The sequence below is a fragment of the Kitasatospora sp. NPDC086801 genome (assembly GCF_044745805.1).
In the GTDB taxonomy this organism is placed as follows: Bacteria; Actinomycetota; Actinomycetes; order Streptomycetales; family Streptomycetaceae; genus Kitasatospora.
This window is the reverse complement of sequence record NZ_JBIVAX010000028.1, coordinates 1-18,033: the sequence shown is the minus strand read 5'-3', so window position 1 is coordinate 18,033 and position 18,033 is coordinate 1. Positions and strand designations below refer to the sequence as shown.

Genomic DNA, 18,033 nt, shown 5'->3' with positions numbered 1-18,033 from the left:
GTGGGAGTCCTTCCGTCGGTACCCCCGGGCCCGTCCGAGCGCCCCCCGGGGATGGCGCAGGCCGGCCCGCTGGTGAGCGGACCGGCCCGTTCAGGATCATCCAGCTTACGCCCGGTTCGCCCGAAAAGAGCGAACGGAACGAGGCGCCGGGATTACCGGGCGTTGAAGTACTTCGCCTCCGGGTGGTGGATGACGATCGCGTCGGTGGACTGCTCCGGGTGCAGCTGGAACTCCTCGGAGAGCACCACACCGATCCGCTCGGGCTTCAGCAGCTCGGCGATCTTGGCGCGGTCCTCCAGCTCCGGGCAGGCCCCGTAGCCGAGCGAGAAGCGGGCGCCCCGGTACTTGAGCGCGAACATGTCCTTGACGTCCTGCGGGTCCTCGCCGGAGAAGCCCAGCTCGTAGCGGACCCGGGCGTGCCAGAACTCGGCCAGTGCCTCGGCCAGTTGCACCGACAGGCCGTGCAGCTCCAGGTAGTCGCGGTAGGAGTTGTCGGCGAACAGCTCGTTCGCCGCCTCCGAGATCCGGTTGCCCATGGTCACCACCTGAAGGCCGACCACGTCCCGCACGCCGGACTCCTCCGGGCGGAAGAAGTCGGCCAGGCAGAGCCGGCGCCCGCGCCGCTGGCGGGGGAAGGTGAAGCGGGTGCGCTCGGTGCCGTCCTCGTGGAAGACGATCAGGTCGTCGCCCTTGGAGTTGGCCGGGTAGTAGCCGTAGACCACGGCCGCCTCCAGCCAGCCCTCGGTCTGCAGCCGGTCCAGCCACATCCGCAGCCGCGGCCGGCCCTCGGTCTCCACCAGCTCCTCGTACGAGGGGCCGTCGCCGCTGCGGGCCGCCTTCAGGCCCCACTGGCCCTTGAACAGCGCGTCCTCGTCCAGCCAGGAGGCGTAGTCGGCGAACGGGACGCCCTTGACGATCCGGTCGCCCCAGAACGGCGGGGTCGGCACGGTGTTGTCGACGGTGACGTCCGAGCGGATCTGGCCGAGGTTGACCTCCGGCTCCTCCACCACCTCGACCCGGGCGTGCCGGCGCTGCTTGAGCTCCGGCAGGGCCGCGCCGGGCACGCCGCGCTTGACCGCGATCAGCGCGTCCATCAGCCGCAGGCCCTCGAAGGCGTCCCGGGCGTAGCGGACCTCGCCCTCGTAGATCTCGTGCAGGTCCTGCTCGACGTAGGCCCGGGTGAGCGCGGCGCCGCCCAGGATCACCGGGTAACTCGCGGCCAGCTTGCGCTGGTTGAGCTCCTCCAGGTTCTCCTTCATGATCACGGTGGACTTGACCAGCAGGCCGGACATCCCGATCACGTCCGCCTTGTGCTCCTGCGCGGCGTCCAGGATCGCCGAGACCGGCTGCTTGATGCCCAGGTTGACCACGTTGTAGCCGTTGTTGGACAGGATGATGTCCACCAGGTTCTTGCCGATGTCGTGGACGTCGCCCTTGACGGTGGCCAGCACGATGGTGCCCTTGCCCTCGCTGTCGGACTTCTCCATGTACGGCTCCAGGTGGGCCACCGCGGTCTTCATCACCTCGGCGGACTGGAGCACGAAGGGCAGCTGCATCTGGCCGGAACCGAACAGCTCGCCGACCACCTTCATGCCGGCCAGCAGGGTGTCGTTGATGATCTCCAGCGCGGGCCGCCCGGCCAGCGCCTCGTCCAGATCGGCCTCCAGGCCGTTGCGCTCGCCGTCGATGATCCGGCGCTGCAACCGCTCGTCCAGCGGCAGCGCGGCCAGCTCCTCCGCCTTGGACGCCTTGACCGAGGCCGAGGAGACGCCGTCGAACAGCTCCAGCAGGTGCTGCAGCGGGTCGTAACCGTCCCGGCGGCGGTCGTAGACCAGGTCGAGGGCGGCCTCGCGCTGGTCCTCGGGGATCCGGGAGATCGGCAGGATCTTGGAGGCGTGCACGATCGCCGAGTCCAGGCCGGCCTCCACGCACTCGTGCAGGAAGACCGAGTTCAGCACCACCCGGGCGGCCGGGTTGAGGCCGAAGGAGATGTTGGACAGGCCCAGCGTGGTCTGCACGGCCGGGTGGCGGCGCTTGAGCTCGCGGATCGCCCCGATGGTCTCGATGCCGTCCCGGCGGGACTCCTCCTGGCCGGTGGCCAGGGTGAAGGTGAGGCAGTCCACCAGGATCGAGCCCTCGTCGACGCCGTAGTCGGCGGTCAGCTCGGCGATCAGCCGCTCGGCGATCTCGACCTTCTTCCCGGCGGTGCGGGCCTGGCCCTCCTCGTCGATGGTCAGCGCGATCAGGCCGGCGCCGTGCTCGCGGGCCAACGAGGCGATCCGGCCGAAGCGCGAGTCCGGGGCGTTGCCGTCCTCGTAGTTGACCGAGTTGAGCACCGCGCGGCCGCCGAGCGCCTCGAGGCCGGCCCGCAGCACCTGCGGCTCGGTGGAGTCCAGCACGATCGGCAGGGTGGAGGCGGTGGCCAGCCGGCCGGCGACCTCCTTCATGTCGGCGACGCCGTCGCGGCCGACGTAGTCCACGCACAGGTCCAGCAGGTGGGAGCCGTCCCGGATCTGCTCGCGGGCGATCTCCACGCAGGCCTGCCAGTCGCCGGCCAGCATCGCCTCGCGGAACTTCTTCGAGCCGTTGGCGTTGGTGCGCTCGCCGATCGCCAGGTACGAGGTGTCCTGGCGGAACGGCACCGCCTGGTACAGCGAGGCCGCCGAGGGCTCCGGCTGCGGGGTGCGCGGGGTGACCGGCCGGCCCTGCACCCGCTCGACCACCTGGCGCAGGTGCTCGGGCGTGGTGCCGCAGCAGCCGCCGACCAGCGAGAGGCCGTACTCGCGGGTGAACACGTCGTGCGCGTCGGCCAGTTCGGCCGGCGAGAGCGGGTAGTGGGCGCCGTCCTTGCCGAGCACCGGCAGGCCCGCGTTCGGCATGCAGGACAGGCCGATCCGCGCGTTCTTGGCCAGGTAGCGCAGGTGCTCGCTCATCTCGGCCGGGCCGGTGGCGCAGTTGAGGCCGATGTAGTCGACGCCGAGCGGCTCCAGGGCCGTCAGCGCGGCGCCGATCTCGGAGCCGAGCAGCATGGTGCCGGTGGTCTCCACGGTCACCTGCACCAGCACCGGCAGGTCCAGCCCGGCCTCGGCGAGGGCGCGCTTGGAGCCGAGGATGGCGGCCTTGGTCTGCAGCAGGTCCTGGCTGGTCTCGACCAGCAGCGCGTCGGCGCCGCCGGCGATCAGGCCGGCCGCGTTCTGCTGGAAGCCGTCGCGCAGCGTCTCGTACGGTGCGTGGCCGAGGGTGGGCAGCTTGGTGCCGGGGCCGATCGAGCCGAGCACCCAGCGGGTGCGGCCGTCGGCGGCGTGGGCGTCGGCCACCTCGCGGGCGATCCGGGCGCCGGCCTCGGACAGCTCGAAGATGCGCTCCGCGATCTCGTACTCGCCGAGTGCGGAGAAGTTGGCACCGAAGGTGTTGGTCTCGACGCAGTCCACGCCGACCCCGAAGTAGGCCTCGTGCACGGAGCGCACGATGTCGGGCCGGGTGACGTTGAGGACCTCGTTGCAGCCCTCCAGGTCCTGGAAGTCCTCCAACGTCGGATCCTGTGCCTGGAGCATGGTGCCCATCGCACCGTCGGCGACCACCACCCGGGTGGCGAGCGCTTCACGCAACGCGTTCGCGCGGCTCTGCTGAGTGATGGACGGATTGGCTGCAGTGGCCATGGGGCTTCTCCCTGGTGCGACGGCTGTCGGCTTTGCGGGCCCGCTGACTCGGGCCCGCACGTGGCCAGGGTATCCGGCCCGCGCCCCGGCCTGCGGTCGCATTCCGTATCCTGAGCGTTCGAGCGCAAGGGGGGAGCAACCGCGTGGACCGATTCCGGACCGTCGCGCGACGCGTCGCGCAGGCCCTGGCGGCCCCGTTCCGGGCGTTGCGCGAGCGCTGGCGAAGCTGGTCCTGGTGGCGCCGGGCGCTGCTGGCGCTGGGCCTCGCGGCGGCCGTGCCAGCGGCCGCGCTCGGCTCGGCCTTCGTCGCGATCCGCTTGCAGTACACCGGGGACCCCGCCGCCGAGGCCCGCACCCGCGGCCGGGACGCGCTCTGGCTCGGCCACGCCTGGGTGGACGGCCGCAAGGGCGAGGCCGACGTCGCCGCGCTGGTGCGGCAGCTGGCCGGCACCGGGGTCCGCGACCTGTACGTGCACACCGGCCCGCTGGAACACGACGGCTCGCTGCCGCCCGCCGTCCACCCCCGGGCCCGCTGGTTCACCGACGCGGTGCACCGGGCGCTGCCGGACGTCCGGGTGCAGAGCTGGCTGGGCGACGAGGTCAAGCCGGAGAAGGACGCCCTGGACCTGGAGGACGCCCCCACCCGGGACCGGGTCACCGCCTCCGCCCGGCAGGTCCTGGACCTCGGTTTCGACGGCGTGCACTTCGACATGGAACCGATCCGGCCCGGCAGCGCCGGCTGGCTGGCCCTGCTCGACCAGGTCCGCCCGGTCACGGCCGAGCACGGCGCCGCGCTCTCGGTGGCGGCCCCGCAGCTCGACCCGGTGCCCGGCCTGCACACCGCCGGGATCCTGCTCACCGACCACGGCAAGTGGTGGGACCAGGCGTACTTCACCGAGACCGCCCGCCGGGTCGACCAGGTCGCCGTGATGGCGTACGACACCAGCATGCCGACCGAGCCGCTGTACGGCGGCTACGTCGCCCTGCAGACCGAACTGGCGCTGGAGGCCACCCCGGCCGGGGTGGACCTGCTGATCGGCCTGCCGTTCTTCTGGGACGACCGGCACGGCCATCGGGGTGACGCCGAGACCGTGCCGGCCGCCGTCCGGGGCGTCCGGCTGGGCCTGGGCCGCCAGGACCCGGGGCGGCGCAACTTCGGCGTCGCGCTGTACGTGGACTTCGCCGCCACCCCGGAGCACTGGGCGGCGTACCGGCGCGGGTGGGTGGACGTCTAGCGGGTTCCGGGCAGGGGCCGGCGGGTTCCGGCGGCGGGCGCGGGACGGCTCCCGGCGGCGGGCGCGGGAGGGTGCGCCGTCGCACCGCGTCGCCGCTCGGGTGCGGTCCGCGCCCAGCCCCGGCGAGCTGACGGCCCGTCAGTCGGAGCGGTCCGGATATCCGCTGGATCGGGGCGGCGCGCTCCCCCAGACTGTCCCGGTGCCCGGCCGCGGTGCGCATCAAAGCCCGTAGGCTGGGCAGGTAGGGACCATGGGGCGAGGCGTTCCATGGGTGACGAGAGGTTCGACAGTCGGCAGCCGACCCGTCGGCGCCCCGGCAGGCCAGCCGAGGCGGCGCCGGTTCGACCGCCGACCGGAGGGAGACGCTGGGTGATCGAGCTGGAAGATGTTCCCGAGTTGATCGACCCGGTGATGGTCTGCGCTTTCGAGGGCTGGAACGACGCGGGCGACGCCGCCTCCGCGGCTGTGGCACATCTGGACGACACCTGGGGCGGCAAGGTGATCGCCGCCCTGGACGCGGAGGACTACTACGACTTCCAGGTCAACCGGCCCACGGTCTGGCTGGACGGCGGCATCCGCCGGATCACCTGGCCGACCACCAGACTCTCGGTGATCCGGGTGACCGAGCCGACCACCCGGGACGTCGTCCTGGTGCGCGGCATCGAGCCGAGCATGCGCTGGCGCTCGTTCTGCAACGAGCTGCTCGGCTTCGCGCACGAGCTCGGCATCGAGCTGGTGGTGATCCTGGGCGCGCTGCTCGGCGACACCCCGCACAGCCGCCCGGTGCCGGTCAGCGGGGTCACCTCCGACCCGGAGCTGGCCCGCCGGCTGGACCTGGAGGAGAGCCGCTACGAGGGCCCGACCGGCATCGTCGGAGTGCTCCAGGAGGCCTGCACGCACGCCGGGGTCCCGGCCGTGACGCTCTGGGCGGCCGTGCCGCACTACGTCGCACAGCCGCCGAACCCCAAGGCGACGCTGGCCCTGATCAACAAGCTGGAGGACCTGCTGGACCTGCGCATCCCGCCGGGCGAGCTCGGCGAGGACGCCCGGGCCTGGCAGCTGGGCGTGGACCAGCTGGCCGCCGAGGACAGCGAGGTGGCCGAGTACGTCCAGCAGTTGGAGGAGGCCCAGGACACCGCGGAGCTGCCGGAGGCCTCCGGCGACGCGATCGCCCGCGAGTTCGAGCGCTACCTGCGCCGCCGGGAGAACGTCGGGCCGACCGGCGAGAAGCCGGTGGCCGGGCACGCCACGGCGGAGCGGCCGGCCGAGCCCGAGGCCCCGGGCGCGGCCCGGGAGAGCCAGGACGGCGACGAGGAGTAGCCGCCACCCCGGGGCCCGCCCCGAGCAACGCCGAAGGGGCGTCAGGACCAGGTGTCCTGACGCCCCTTCGATGCACGGAGGGGCTAGAGCGCGACGCCGAGCAGTGCGTCCACGGTGCGGCTGACCAGGCCGGGCGCGCCGAGGTCGGTGCCGCCCCCGGCCTCCTGCCGCTCGGCCCAGCGGTCGACGGCGGCCAGCGCGGCGGGCGCGTCCAGGTCGTTCGCGAGCGCCGTCCGGACCTCGTCGAGCAGCTGCTCGGCGGCCGGGCCGTCAGGCCGGGAGACCGCGGCCCGCCAGCGGGCGAGGCGCTCGACGGCCTCGTCCAGGGTCGCCTTGGTCCACTCCCAGTCCTCGCGGTAGTGGTGCGAGAGCAGCGCCAGGCGGATCGCCGCCGGGTCGACGCCCTCGCGGCGCAGCGCCGAGACGAAGACCAGGTTGCCGCGGGACTTGGACATCTTGTGACCGTCCAGGCCGACCATGCCGGCGTGCACGTACGCCTTGGCGTACGGGTGGGCGCCGGTGGCGACCTGGGCGTGCGAGGCGCCCATCTCGTGGTGCGGGAAGGAGAGGTCGCTGCCGCCGCCCTGGATGTCGAAGGACATGCCGAGGTACTGCAGCGCGATGGCGACGCACTCGATGTGCCAGCCGGGGCGGCCGTGGCCGAGTTCGGTCTCCCAGGCGGGCTCGCCCGGGCGGGCGGCGAGCCAGAGCAGGGCGTCCAGCGGGTGGCGCTTGCCCGGGCGGTCCGGGTCGCCGCCGCGCTCGGCGAAGACCGGGCGCATGGCCTCCCGGTCGAGACCGGAGACCTGGCCGAAGCGGGGGTCGGCGTCGACCGAGAAGTAGATGTCGCCGTCCACCCGGTAGGCGGCGCCGGAGGCGAGCAGCTTCTGGACCAGCGGGACGATCCACGGGATCGACTCGACGGCGCCGATGTAGTGGGCCGGCGGGAGCAGCCGCAGGGCGGTCATGTCCTCGCGGAACAGGGCCGTCTCACGCTCGGCGAGGGCCACCCAGTCCTGACCGGTCTCGACCGCCCGGGCGAGCAGCGGGTCGTCCACGTCGGTGACGTTCTGGACGTACAGGACGTCGTGGCCGGCGTCCTTCCACACGCGCTGCACCAGGTCGAAGGCGTTGTAGGTGGCGGCGTGGCCCATGTGGGTCGCGTCGTAGGGGGTGATGCCGCAGACATAGATCCGGGCGGTGCCGTCCTGCGGCACGACCTCCCGGACCGTGCCCACTGCGGTGTCGAAGATACGGAGGGGGAGCCCCTGACCAGGCAGGGCGGGAACCTCGGAGGCGGGCCAGGCATGCATGGGAACGACTTTAACCTTGCGAACATTTGAAAGCCTAACCAGTACGCAAGATCGACTGGATTCGCTTCCTGTCGTTGCCGGACCGCTTCCCGACTGATAAGGAACGGGCTTTGTCGGATCCGGCGGTTGCATCGGGGCACGGGTGAGCGCCCGGTCGACCCTGCCGCCGACCGGGCGCCCGGCACCCCGGGGGACGCGGCCGGAGCCGCTACGACCGCTGCCAGAGGGCCGGCACGTTCGGCGGCTCCCAGCCGACCATGGCGGTGTGCGCCTGGAGGCAGAGGTAGGAGGCGCCGGAGTAGGTGGCGCGGTCGCCCGCGTTGTACGAGGCCCCCGGCTTCCAACTGCCGCTCGGCGGCGTGGTGGGCGTCCCGGTGGGGGTCCCGGTCGGGGTGGCGGTGGGGGTCGGGCTCGGCGTGCCCGGGGTCTGCGGCACGTCCAGGACGAAGTCGTAGCTGCCCTCGCGGACCGGGCCGTTCTGGCGCACGTTCATCAGCAGCCGGGCGTCGTAGATGGTGTCCGTGCTGTTGCGCGGCTCACCGGGGAAGTAGAGCTGGGTGGTGAGCACCGGGCGGCCCGGCGCCTGGAGTTTGACGTGGAGGTGCCGGGTGCGGCCCGGGTAGAGGCCGGGGACGATCGTGTCCAGCTTGAAGGCGCCGTTCGCGTCGGTGAACTGGTGGCCGCGGAAGGTGTAGCCGACGTTGTCGTAGGCGCCGTTGTCGTCGGCCTGCCAGAAGTCCAGCAGGACGCCGGAGATCGGTCGGCAGGCGCGGCCGAAGACGTAGCCGCTGACGGCCAGCCGGGTGCCGGGGCCGTCGTCGACCAGCGAACTGCGCAGTGGGGAGTCGGGCTTGAAGTAGGGGCCCTCGGTCTGCTCGATGGTGGGGTCGTCGCCGTCGTGGCACTCGGGGGTGAGGCCGGGGGCCCGGCCGGTGCCGGCCTGCTCGCGGGCCAGCGCGACTCCGCCGCCGACCAGCAGCGGGGCGGCACCGAGCACGGCGGCGGCCTTCAGGACGGTCTTGCGGCTGATCATGCCGTCGGGCGTGGGCATGCGTCCTCTCCTTCGAGTGGAGGGTGGATGGGGGTGGCCCTTGCCATGGTGGGGGCATGACAAGGGCCGAACCGGCCGCCCGCCCGCGCGCGCCGGACCGGCCGCCGGTGGCCACCAGCGACGTTACGGGCCGTCCGGAGCCGCCGCGATGGACGCGATCCGGGGATCGTGGTGATTTCCGTCGACCCGGGCCCGGAACTCCCCCGGCGTCATCCCGGTCTCCCGCCGGAAGAACCGGCAGAAGTAGGCCGGGTCGGCGAAGCCCGCCTCCTTCGAGACCTGACGTATCGTCAGATCCGTGCAGGCCAGAAGCCGTTTGGCCTCCAATGTCTGCTGGCGGCGGATCAGTCCGCCCGGGGTGCGGCCGGTGGCCTGCTTGACCAGGGTCTGCAAGTGGCCCGGCGAGACGCCGAGTTCCTGCGCACTGGAGGCCACCGAGTGGCGCACCCCGCCCGGGCCGGCGATCAACCGGGTGAAGGCGGCGGCCACTTCGGTCGGCCGGCCGGGTGGCGCCGGCCGCTCCCCCGGCCGGCCGGCGCGCAGCGCCCGGACGATCAGGATGTGCAGACTGGCCCGCAGCACGCCCTGGTAACCGGGCTGCCTGGACCGGTACTCGTGTTCCATGTCGGCGAGCAACGCGCCGACGGCGTCGGCCTGTTCACCGAGTCCGAGTGCGGGGCGGGTGGCCAGGGCGCGCAGCGCGGCGAGGTCCTGCGGGTTCCTGAGCAGGAAGTCCTCGTTGAACAGGACGACCTGGCCGGTGAGTTCGTCCGCGTCCGACCAGTAGTGCACCTGGCCGGGCGTGATCACGCACAACTGCGGTGGCGCCAGCGGCCGGTGGACCAGGTCCAGGACGTGGGCGCCGCGGCCGCCGGTGACGTGGACGATCTCGTAGAACGAGTGCCGGTGCGGGAAGCCCGCCCGGGACAACGGGCCGATCGTGTCGAAACTCCCGATGGCGAACGGGAGCAGGTGCGGCAGCGGGACCTGTAGCCGGTGCAGCGGCAGGTCCGGCGTGGTACGGGGGGTGGGGGTGGTCCGTAACGCGTCCATCGGAGCAGTGTGCTGCCGGTTCGCGGACAGGTCCAGACCATCAGCCGGCACGCCCCCTCCGGGCGGACGGCGGGATCCTGGACCCTAGACCGGCGGCCAGGGGATCGAGGGCCAGTCCTCGGAGGGCAGCGGGTGCCGGCCGGTGCGGCGCAGCCCGGCCACCCGGGCGCGGGTCGCCTCCAGTTCGGCGGCGGTCAGGTGCGGGGCGAGGCGCGCGGCCAGCTCGCCGTCCAGCCGCTCGGCGAGCCGGGCCAGCACCTCCAGCGCCTCGGCGGGCAGCGGGTCGCCGGCCCAGCCCCAGAGCAGGGTGCGCAGCTTGCCCTCGGTGTTGAAGGTGACGCCGTGGTCGATGCCGTAGACCCGACCGTCGGCCGCCGGGATCAGGTGGCCACCCTTGCGGTCGGCGTTGTTGAGCACCGCGTCCAGCACGGCGAGCCGGCGCAGCCGCTGGTCGTCGTGGTGCACCAGCAGCGCGGTGCGTCCCCCGCCGACCTCGGCCCGCACGATCGGCAGCCAGCCGTGCTCCGGGCCGCGCGGGTCCTGGAGCGCCAGCAGCGGCTCGGCCTGCGGATCCGGCTCGACCCACAGCTGCACCATCCCGGGCCCGTGCGGCCCGTCGCGCAGCACGGTCGGCGGCACCAGCGCCCAGCCGGTCGCGGCCGACACCTCGTACGCGGCGACCTCGCGGCCGGCCAGCGTGCCGTCCGGGAAGTCCCAGAGCGGGCGCTCCCCGGCGACCGGCTTGTAGACGGCCTGCGCGCTCAGCGAGCCGTGCGTGGCGGTGCAGTAGAGCGCGGCGTTGGACGCCTCGGTGAGACGCCCGTGCACGGTCAACTCGCCCTCGCGCAGCAGCTCCAGCGCGGCGGGCACGTCGGCGGCGAGGGCGGCGGCGGCGGCCGGGTCCGCCTGGGGCGGGGTCTCGGTGTTCAGCGCCGGTAGCCGTTCGCGCGCGGGCACAGGTGGCCCTCCGGGTCGAGCGGCAGGTTGCAGAACGGGCAGGGCTTGCGGCCGGCCGCGACCAGGTCCAGCGCCCGCTTGGCGAACACCCTGGCCATCGCGCCGGACAGCCGCACCCGCAGCATGTCCGGGCCGTTGTCGTCGTCCTCGAAGACCGCTGCGGCGCTGTCCTCGTCCTCCTCCTCGGCCTCGACCAGCGCCTGTGCCTCGACCACCAGGCAGCCGTCCACGCTGTCCCAGGCCAGGGCCATGGTGCCGACCCGGAACTCCTGCTCCAGCGGCAGGTCCAGCGGTGCGGTGTCGAGCAGTTCCTGCGGGGCGGCGGCCGGGATGGAGACGTCGCCGCCGCTGCGCCGCAGCGCCTCGTCCAGGACCTCCTCGATCCGCTCGGCGAGCGCGGCCACCTGGGTCTTCTCCAACAGGACGCTGGTGATCCGGCCCCGGGCGCTGGCCTGCAGGTAGAACGCCCGGGCGCCGGGCTGGCCGACGGTGCCGGCCACGAACCGTTCGGGCTGGTCGTAGAAGAAGACCTGACGGGGCACGCTCTCGCTCCGGATCGTGTCGGTCGTGGGGATCACAGGGATCGTTCGGACGTCATGGCTCGGGCTGCCGTACGGCGGCCCGCACGCGGGCTCGCCACGCGGCGGGGCTCGTTAGTCACCCTACGACCTCCGGGCCCCCGCAGGGGAGCCGAGCCGGAGTGGCGCCAGGCAGCTCAGGCGGTGCCGTCGACCGCTGCGGGGGGTGTTCCTCCGCTTCGAACGGAACCTCTGCCGCCCGGGTGGCACCACTACGCCTCGGGTGGCGCCGCCGCGCCTCAGGTGGCACCGCCGCGCCTCGGGTGGCACCGACTGCCTCAGGCGGTACCGCCGACCACCGCGTCGCCGGCCGGGGTGGCCGGGGCCGCGCCGGACCTGGGCGCGAGCGAGGCGAGGTCGCCGGTGTCGCCCATCCTCAGGACGAAGGGCCGCTGCGGGGTGTAGCGGATCACGGTGACCGAGCAGGGCTCGACGCTGATCCGCTGGAAGTGGTCCAGGTGCAGGCCGAGCGCGTCCGCCACCACCGCCTTGATCACGTCCCCGTGCGAGCAGGCCAGCCAGACCGCGTCCTCGCCGTGCTCGGCGGCGATCTTCTCGTTCCACTCCCGGACCGCGCCGACCGTGCGGTGGCTCAGCTCGCGCAGCGACTCCCCGCCCGGGAAGGCCGCGGCGGCCGCGTGGTCCTGCACGGTGCGCCAGAGCGGCTCCTGGGCCAGCTCGGCCAGCGGCCGGCCGGTCCACTCGCCGTAGTGGCACTCGCCCAGCCGTTCGTCCTCGGCGGGCGGGCCCAGCTCGGGCCGGGCCGCCAGCAGCGGCTCCAGGGTCTGCCGGCAGCGCTCCAGCGGGCTGCTGACGGCCTGCGCCAGCGGGATGCCCGCGAGCCGGACAGCCAGCGCGGCGGCCTGCGCGCGCCCGGTGTCGTCGAGGTCCACGCCGGGCGTCCAACCGGCCAGGATTCCGGCGGTGTTCGCGGTCGAGCGGCCGTGGCGGACGAGCAGCAGGGTGGGCATGGGGTTTAGCCTACGGCCTCCGGGCGCGGGCGTGGGGCGCTGGCGTGAGGCGCTGGCGTGAGGCGCTGGCGTGAGGCGCTGGCGTGAGGCGCTGGCGTGAGGTGCGATCACAGCGACACGCGCGCGGGGTGCGGGCTCTCCCGGGCCGCCCTGGACACCGGCCCGGGAGAGCCGTCCTGGCCCGGCTCCGCCGCGGACACCCCGACCCGGGCCACAATGGCCCGCATGATCGTCCACTGCGCCAGCTACCACGACGGCCACCGGATCGAGGCCCCCGACGACCTCGCCGGCGCGCTCGCCGCCGCCCGCGCCGCCGGGCCCGGCGGCTTCGTCTGGATAGGCCTGTTCGAGCCCACCGCCGAGGAACTCGACCGCGTCGGCAAGGAGTTCGCGCTGCACCCGTTGGCCGTCGAGGACGCCGTCAGCGCCCACCAGCGCCCCAAGATCGAGCCCTACCAGGGCTCCCTGTTCGTCGCCCTCAAGACGCTCGGCTACCACCCCGGCGCCCACGCGGTGACCATCGGCGAGGTGATGGTCTTCCTCGGCGCGGACTTCGTGATGACCGTCCGGCACGGCGCCGACGCCCCGCTCTCCGGTCTGCGGGCCCGGCTGGAGAAGCAGCCCGAACTGCTGCGCTACGGGCCCAGCTCGGTGCTGCACTCGGTCTGCGACACCATCGTCGACGGCTACATGGACGTCGCCACCGGGCTCCAGACCGACCTGGACGAACTGGAGGCGGACGTCTTCGCCCCCAGCCGGGTCGGCCGCGACACCGCCGGCCGGATCTACGGCTACAAGCGCCAGGTGATGACCGTCCGGCGCGCCACCGGCCCGCTGCTGGAGCCGACGCTGCGCCTGGCCCGCGGCGGCGAGCCGTACATCCGCCCGGAGACCCTGCCCTACCTGCGGGACGTCGCCGACCACCTGGCCCGGGTGACCGACCAGGTCGACGGCATGGACCGGCTGCTGTCCGACATCCTCAACGCCAACCTGGCGCAGGTCAGCGTGCAGCAGAACAACGACATGCGGAAGATCTCGGCCTGGGCGGCGCTGGCCGCCGTGCCGACGATGATCGCGGGCGTCTACGGGATGAACTTCGAGGACATGCCCGAACTGCACCAGCCCTGGGGGTACCCGGCGGTGCTGTCGCTGATGGTCGCGGTCTGCATAGTGCTGCACCGGGTGTTCAAGCGGCACGACTGGCTGTAGTGCCGCTCGCTGGCCCCGGGCGCCCTGCCGTGGTCCCGCTCGCTGGCCCCGACGTTGGCCCCGGGCGCCGTCACGCCAGGCCGGCGCGCTCCAGTGCCTCGACGCCGGTGCGCAGCGCCTGGATCCGCTCGTCCAGGGTGAAGCCGGACGGGGCCAGGGTGAGCGTGGTGACGCCCGCGTCGGCGTAGGCCTGCATCCGGTCGGCGATCCGGGCGGTGTCGCCGATCAGCGAGGTGGCGTCGATCAGGTCGTGCGGGACGGCGGCCGCCGCGCCCGCGTAGTCCTTGGCCAGGTACTTCTCCTGGATCTCGTCGGCGGCCTGCTCGTAGCCCATCCGCCGGGCGAGCTGGTTGTAGAAGTTCTTCTCCTTGCTGCCCATGCCGCCGATGTACAGCGCGGCGTAGGAGCGCTGGGAGTCGACGCCGGCCTCGATGTCCTCGCCGACCGCGATGGTGACGGTCGGGCAGAGGTCGAAGCCGTCCAGGGTCCGCCCGGTCTTGGCGCGGCCGGCCGTCAGCGGGTCGAGGGAGAGCGCGGCGTGCTCGGGCGAGAAGAAGATGCCGAGCCAGCCGTCGGCGATCTCGCCGGTCTGCTCCAGGTTCTTCGGGCCGATCGCGGCGATGTACAGCGGGATGTGCTCGCGCACCGGGTGCACGGTCAGCTTGATCGGCTTGCCGGGGCCGCCGGGCAGCGGCAGCGTCCAGTGCGCGCCCTCGTGGACCAGCCGCTCGCGGGACATCGCCTTGCGGATGATCTCCACGTACTCGCGGGTGCGGGCGAGCGGCTTGTCGAACTTCACGCCGTACCAGCCCTCGGAGACCTGCGGGCCGGAGACGCCGAGGCCGAGCCGGAAGCGGCCGCCGGACAGGGTGTCCAGGGTCGCCGCGGTCATCGCGGTCATCGCGGGGGTGCGGGCGGGGATCTGGAAGATGGCCGAACCGACGTCGATCCGCTCGGTCTTCGCGGCGACGAAGCTCAGCACGGTCGCGGCGTCCGAGCCGTACGCCTCGGCCGCCCAGCACACCGAGTAGCCGAGCCGGTCCGCCTCCTGGGCCACGGCGATGTTGTCGGTGTCCATGCCGAGCCCCCAGTAGCCGAGGTTGATTCCGAGTCGCATGTGCCGAACCTTCCAGTCGGTGAGGGTTGGTGGCGAGGGTAACCGCGCACCCGCCGGTCATGCTACTGACCGGTAGTGGTGGTCCGAGTCACACCCGCCGCCGCCCGGGCCCGGTGATCGTTCTGCGGGTCGCCACCCCTGCCCGGACACCGGCCGCTACGCTCAGCCGACGTGGGGAGCGCTCTCCCCACCTGCGCGTTCTCAGGGCTACCGGGGCGCCCGGTGCCACCGGCCAGTGGAGGGCCCGTCCGATGGAAAAACGTCACCTCGGCCGTACCGGTCTGCGGGTCTCCCGGCTCGGCCTCGGCACCATGACCTGGGGCCGCGACACCGACGAACACGAGGCCGCCGAGCAGCTCAAGGAGTTCGTCGACGCCGGCGGCACCCTGATCGACACCGCCGACGTGTACGCCGACGGCGGCGCCGAGTACCTGATCTCCCGGCTCACCGACAGCCTCATCCCCCGCTCCGAACTCGTCATCGCCACCAAGGCCGGCAGCGTGCCGGAGTCCACCCGCCGCTTCGACGGCTCCCGCGGCCACCTCCTCGCCGCCCTCGACGCCTCGCTGCGGCGGCTCGGCACCGACTACGTCGACCTGTGGCAGGTGCACTCCTTCGACCCCGCGACGCCCGTCGAGGAGACGCTCGGCGCCCTCGACCTCGCCGTCTCCTCCGGGCGCGCCCGGTACGTCGGGGTCTGCGACTTCAGCGGCTGGCAGCTCGCCAAGGCCGCCACCTGGCAGCGCGCCCACCACGGGCGCACGCCGCTGGCCGGGGCCCAGCTGGAGTACTCGCTGCTCCAGCGCGGCATCGAGCGCGAGGCGCTGCCCGCCGCGTCGGACGCCGGGGTCGGGCTGCTCGCCTCCTCGCCGCTCGGGCGCGGGGTGCTCACCGGCAAGTACCGGCACGGCGTCCCGCAGGACTCGCGCGGCGCCTCGCCGTACCTGTCCGGGTTCGTCCAGCCGTACCTCGGGGAGCGCTCGCGGCGGATCGTCGACGCCGTCGCCACCGCCGCCGACGGCCTCGCCAGCAGCCCGCTCGCGGTCGCCCTCGCCTGGGTCCGGGACCGGCCCGGAGTGGCGAGCGCGCTGGTCGGGGCCCGTACGGTGGCACAGCTGCAGGCGGCACTGTCAGTGGAGGCGCTTACGCTTCCGGGTGAGATCCGTGGTGCGCTGGACGACATCTCGTCGCCGGTGCACCGCTACCCGGACCAGGGGTGGAGCGAGCTGTAAACCCTCGCCCGCGCCCCTCGTCCTGATGAACACGCAGTGGAGTGACCTTTGGAGCGGACGATGAGTGACACGGAGAACGGCGCTCCGGAGGAGACCTCGGAGGGCCCGGCGAACCCGGCGAGCCCGGCGGAGAAGGCGGCGGCGATCGCCGAGCTGGCGCAGCGGATCCGCAGCGTCGGCCCGCAGGCCGCACCACCGGAGGGCGAGGGCCGCCCCGCGGCCCCCGAGGACGCCAAGGCTCCGGCGCCGACTTCGGCCCCGGCACCCGCGGAGCCCGACCAGCAGCGCGCGCAGGCGCTCAAGGACACCGCCGAGGTGCTGACCGCCGGAGGCGCCCCGGCCAACCTCGCGGCCGCCGCGGTGGCCGAGTTCGGCGACGGCGCCGCCGAACAGCTGCGCGCCGACCCATGGGCCGTCCTGTCCCTGCCCGGCGTCCGCCCCGAGCACGCGGACGGTTTCGCCCGCGGCCTGCTCGGCCCCGCCGCCGGCCCCGGCGACCCGCGCCGCGCCCAGGCGCTGGTGCCGTGGCTGCTGGAGCAGGCGGCGCTGCGCGGCCACTCCGCCGTCGAGGTCGCCGAGGTCGCGGCCGGGCTCGACCGCCACGGGCTGCCGGACTCGGCCGCGGCGATCCAGGCCGCCGTCCTGGACGGGCGCGCGATGCCCTTCCAGGAGGAGCTGACCGGCCCCGAGGCACACGCGGCGGGCGGCGACGAGGACGAGGAGCCGCCGACCCGGACGCTGCTCACCCTGGAACGGCTCGCACTGGCCGAGGAGAGCCTCGCGGACGGGTTGGTCCGGCTGATGTCGACCTTCACGCCGGGCGCGGACCCGGAGCCGGGCGAGGAGGCCGCGGCGGAAGAGCCCACGGCGGACGGCACGGCGGAAGCGGACGCGGCGAAGGACGCGGCGGAAGCCGACGCGGCGGACGGCTCGGCGGACGGCTCGGCGGAAGCCGACGCTGGGACGGCGCAGGACGCCGAGTCTGCGGCCGACACCGACACGGGCTCCTCACCGGGGGCGGACGCCGCCTCGGAGGACGCCCCGCAGGCCCCCGCCGCGCCCGGCCCGGCCGCGTGGGCGGCCGCCGGCGAGGCCGCGCCGTCCTCCTCCGCGACCGCCCTGATCCAGGCCGTCGCCGACAGCGCCCTGGTAGTGCACACCGGTGGCGAGGCCGCCCGCGCCGAACCCGCCGCGCTACTGACCGCCGCCAACGGCCTCGGGCTGCGGGCCTGGGCCGCCACCTGGACCGACCAGGGCCGGGAGTCCTTCGCCGCGCTCACCGGCACCCCGGCCGCTGTGGTCACCCTCGCCGACCTGCTCGCCGGCGCCGCCGGGCCGGGCCGCGCCCCCGACGGCACGCTCGCCCTGGACGTCCTGATCGTCCTCGACGCCCCGCTGCTGGACGTCGAACTGGCCGCCACCGTCCTGGAGTCGCTCGCCGACGGCACCCGGCTGGTGCTCAGCGGCGATCCCGGCCAGCTCTGGTCGGCCGGCCCCGGCCGGTTCTTCGCCGACCTGCTCGCCGCCAAGGTCTGCCCGGCGGTCGCCTCCCGCACCCCGGACTTCGGCCCGATCGGCGAGCTGGTCTCCGGCGTCGGCATCGGCGAGCTCCAGCCGGTCGAGGCGCCGGACAAGGAGGTGGTCATCCTGACCGCCAAGGACGGCGGCGAGGCCGTCCACCGTGCCCTCCAACTGCTCACCGACTCCATCCCCCGGGCCCTCGGCATCCCCGCCGAGCAGGTGGTGCTGCTCACCCCCGGCCACGGCGGCCCTGCGGGCACCCGGGCGCTGAACGCCGCCGCGAAGGCCCGGCTCAACCCGGGGCCCGGCCGGTTCGGCGGCTTCGACCCGGGCGACCGGGTGGTCGACTCCCCGGCCCCCGGCGTCACCCGCCCGGCCCGGGTGCTGGACGGCGACGCCACCGGCCTGCACCTGGAGTACGCGGACGGCTCGCGCCGGACCGTCCCGCCCGCCGAGGCCGGCCGGCTCCGGCACGGCTGGGCGCTGACCGTCCACCAGGCGCTCGGCCGCCGCTGGCCGGGCGCGGTCGTGGTGCTCCCGGAGGACGCCGGCCCGGCGCTCACCCGGCAGTGGGTCTACACCGCCTTCGGCCGCGGCGAGCGGCACCTGTCCGTGGTGCACGCCGCGGGCCCGGCGCTCGCCCAGGCCGTCACCGAGCGCCCGGCGCAGCCGCGCACCACCCGGCTGCGGGCAATCCTCGCCGAGAACGCCGCCTCGGCCTACTAGGCCGTGTCCTGCCGATCACTTGAGTCGTTGATACGACTATGGGGAGTAGGGGTGATCTGACTGACGGCCAGTGGGAGCGGCTTCGGCCGCT

General features: G+C 73.9%; 13 protein-coding genes. 5 read left to right on the top strand and 8 right to left on the bottom strand.

The window, feature by feature from the left end; all coding sequences use genetic code 11:
• Positions 1-152 precede the first annotated feature (152 nt).
• Positions 153-3,659: a methionine synthase gene (gene metH / locus ACIPLC_RS25565; RefSeq protein WP_400475353.1), complete on the bottom strand. Its 3,507-nt coding sequence runs from the start codon at positions 3,657-3,659 to the stop codon at positions 153-155.
• Between the two features lie 143 nt (positions 3,660-3,802).
• On the opposite strand from metH, the gene ACIPLC_RS25560 reads away from it, so the two are divergent.
• Positions 3,803-4,894, top strand: a complete 1,092-nt coding sequence (locus ACIPLC_RS25560; protein ID WP_400475352.1) for a hypothetical protein — start codon at positions 3,803-3,805, stop codon at positions 4,892-4,894.
• Between the two features lie 369 nt (positions 4,895-5,263).
• Positions 5,264-6,214, top strand: a complete 951-nt coding sequence (locus ACIPLC_RS25555) for a PAC2 family protein (RefSeq protein WP_400475351.1) — start codon at positions 5,264-5,266, stop codon at positions 6,212-6,214.
• Positions 6,215-6,297: 83 nt separating this feature from the next.
• Here ACIPLC_RS25555 and mshC read toward each other — a convergent pair whose 3' ends face one another.
• From mshC to ACIPLC_RS25525, 6 genes are all read right to left on the bottom strand, one after another.
• The gene (mshC, locus tag ACIPLC_RS25550) at positions 6,298-7,527 is read right to left on the bottom strand and encodes a cysteine--1-D-myo-inosityl 2-amino-2-deoxy-alpha-D-glucopyranoside ligase (protein WP_400475350.1); all 1,230 of its coding nucleotides are present in this window, start codon (positions 7,525-7,527) and stop codon (positions 6,298-6,300) included.
• A 208-nt stretch (positions 7,528-7,735) separates the two neighbouring features.
• Positions 7,736-8,578: a carbohydrate-binding protein gene (locus tag ACIPLC_RS25545; RefSeq protein WP_400475349.1), complete on the bottom strand. Its 843-nt coding sequence runs from the start codon at positions 8,576-8,578 to the stop codon at positions 7,736-7,738.
• Positions 8,579-8,701: 123 nt separating this feature from the next.
• Positions 8,702-9,631, bottom strand: a complete 930-nt coding sequence (locus ACIPLC_RS25540) for an AraC family transcriptional regulator (RefSeq protein ID WP_400475348.1) — start codon at positions 9,629-9,631, stop codon at positions 8,702-8,704.
• A gap of 84 nt (positions 9,632-9,715) precedes the next feature.
• Positions 9,716-10,588 carry an SCO1664 family protein gene (locus ACIPLC_RS25535; protein WP_400475347.1) on the bottom strand — a complete coding sequence of 291 codons (873 nt, stop codon included), beginning with the start codon at positions 10,586-10,588 and terminating at the stop codon, positions 9,716-9,718.
• The gene (locus ACIPLC_RS25530; protein WP_400475346.1) at positions 10,558-11,130 is read right to left on the bottom strand and encodes a DUF3090 domain-containing protein; all 573 of its coding nucleotides are present in this window, start codon (positions 11,128-11,130) and stop codon (positions 10,558-10,560) included. Before ACIPLC_RS25530 ends, ACIPLC_RS25535 begins: the two co-directional genes overlap by 31 nt.
• A gap of 314 nt (positions 11,131-11,444) precedes the next feature.
• A complete protein-coding gene (locus ACIPLC_RS25525) occupies positions 11,445-12,137 on the bottom strand; it encodes a histidine phosphatase family protein (RefSeq protein ID WP_400475345.1) in 693 nt (230 codons plus the stop codon).
• A 225-nt stretch (positions 12,138-12,362) separates the two neighbouring features.
• Here ACIPLC_RS25525 and ACIPLC_RS25520 point away from each other — a divergent pair, with 225 nt between their 5' ends.
• Positions 12,363-13,346, top strand: coding sequence for a magnesium and cobalt transport protein CorA (locus ACIPLC_RS25520; protein WP_400475344.1), 984 nt, complete (start codon positions 12,363-12,365; stop codon positions 13,344-13,346).
• A 70-nt stretch (positions 13,347-13,416) separates the two neighbouring features.
• Here ACIPLC_RS25520 and ACIPLC_RS25515 read toward each other — a convergent pair whose 3' ends face one another.
• Complete coding sequence (locus ACIPLC_RS25515; protein ID WP_400475343.1) at positions 13,417-14,463, bottom strand: LLM class F420-dependent oxidoreductase; 1,047 nt, start codon at positions 14,461-14,463, stop codon at positions 13,417-13,419.
• A gap of 251 nt (positions 14,464-14,714) precedes the next feature.
• Between ACIPLC_RS25515 and ACIPLC_RS25510 the strand changes: the two genes are divergently transcribed.
• Positions 14,715-15,695: an aldo/keto reductase gene (locus tag ACIPLC_RS25510; RefSeq protein ID WP_400475342.1), complete on the top strand. Its 981-nt coding sequence runs from the start codon at positions 14,715-14,717 to the stop codon at positions 15,693-15,695.
• Between the two features lie 60 nt (positions 15,696-15,755).
• Positions 15,756-17,942 carry a helix-hairpin-helix domain-containing protein gene (locus ACIPLC_RS25505; RefSeq protein ID WP_400475341.1) on the top strand — a complete coding sequence of 729 codons (2,187 nt, stop codon included), beginning with the start codon at positions 15,756-15,758 and terminating at the stop codon, positions 17,940-17,942.
• Positions 17,943-18,033 lie beyond the last annotated feature (91 nt).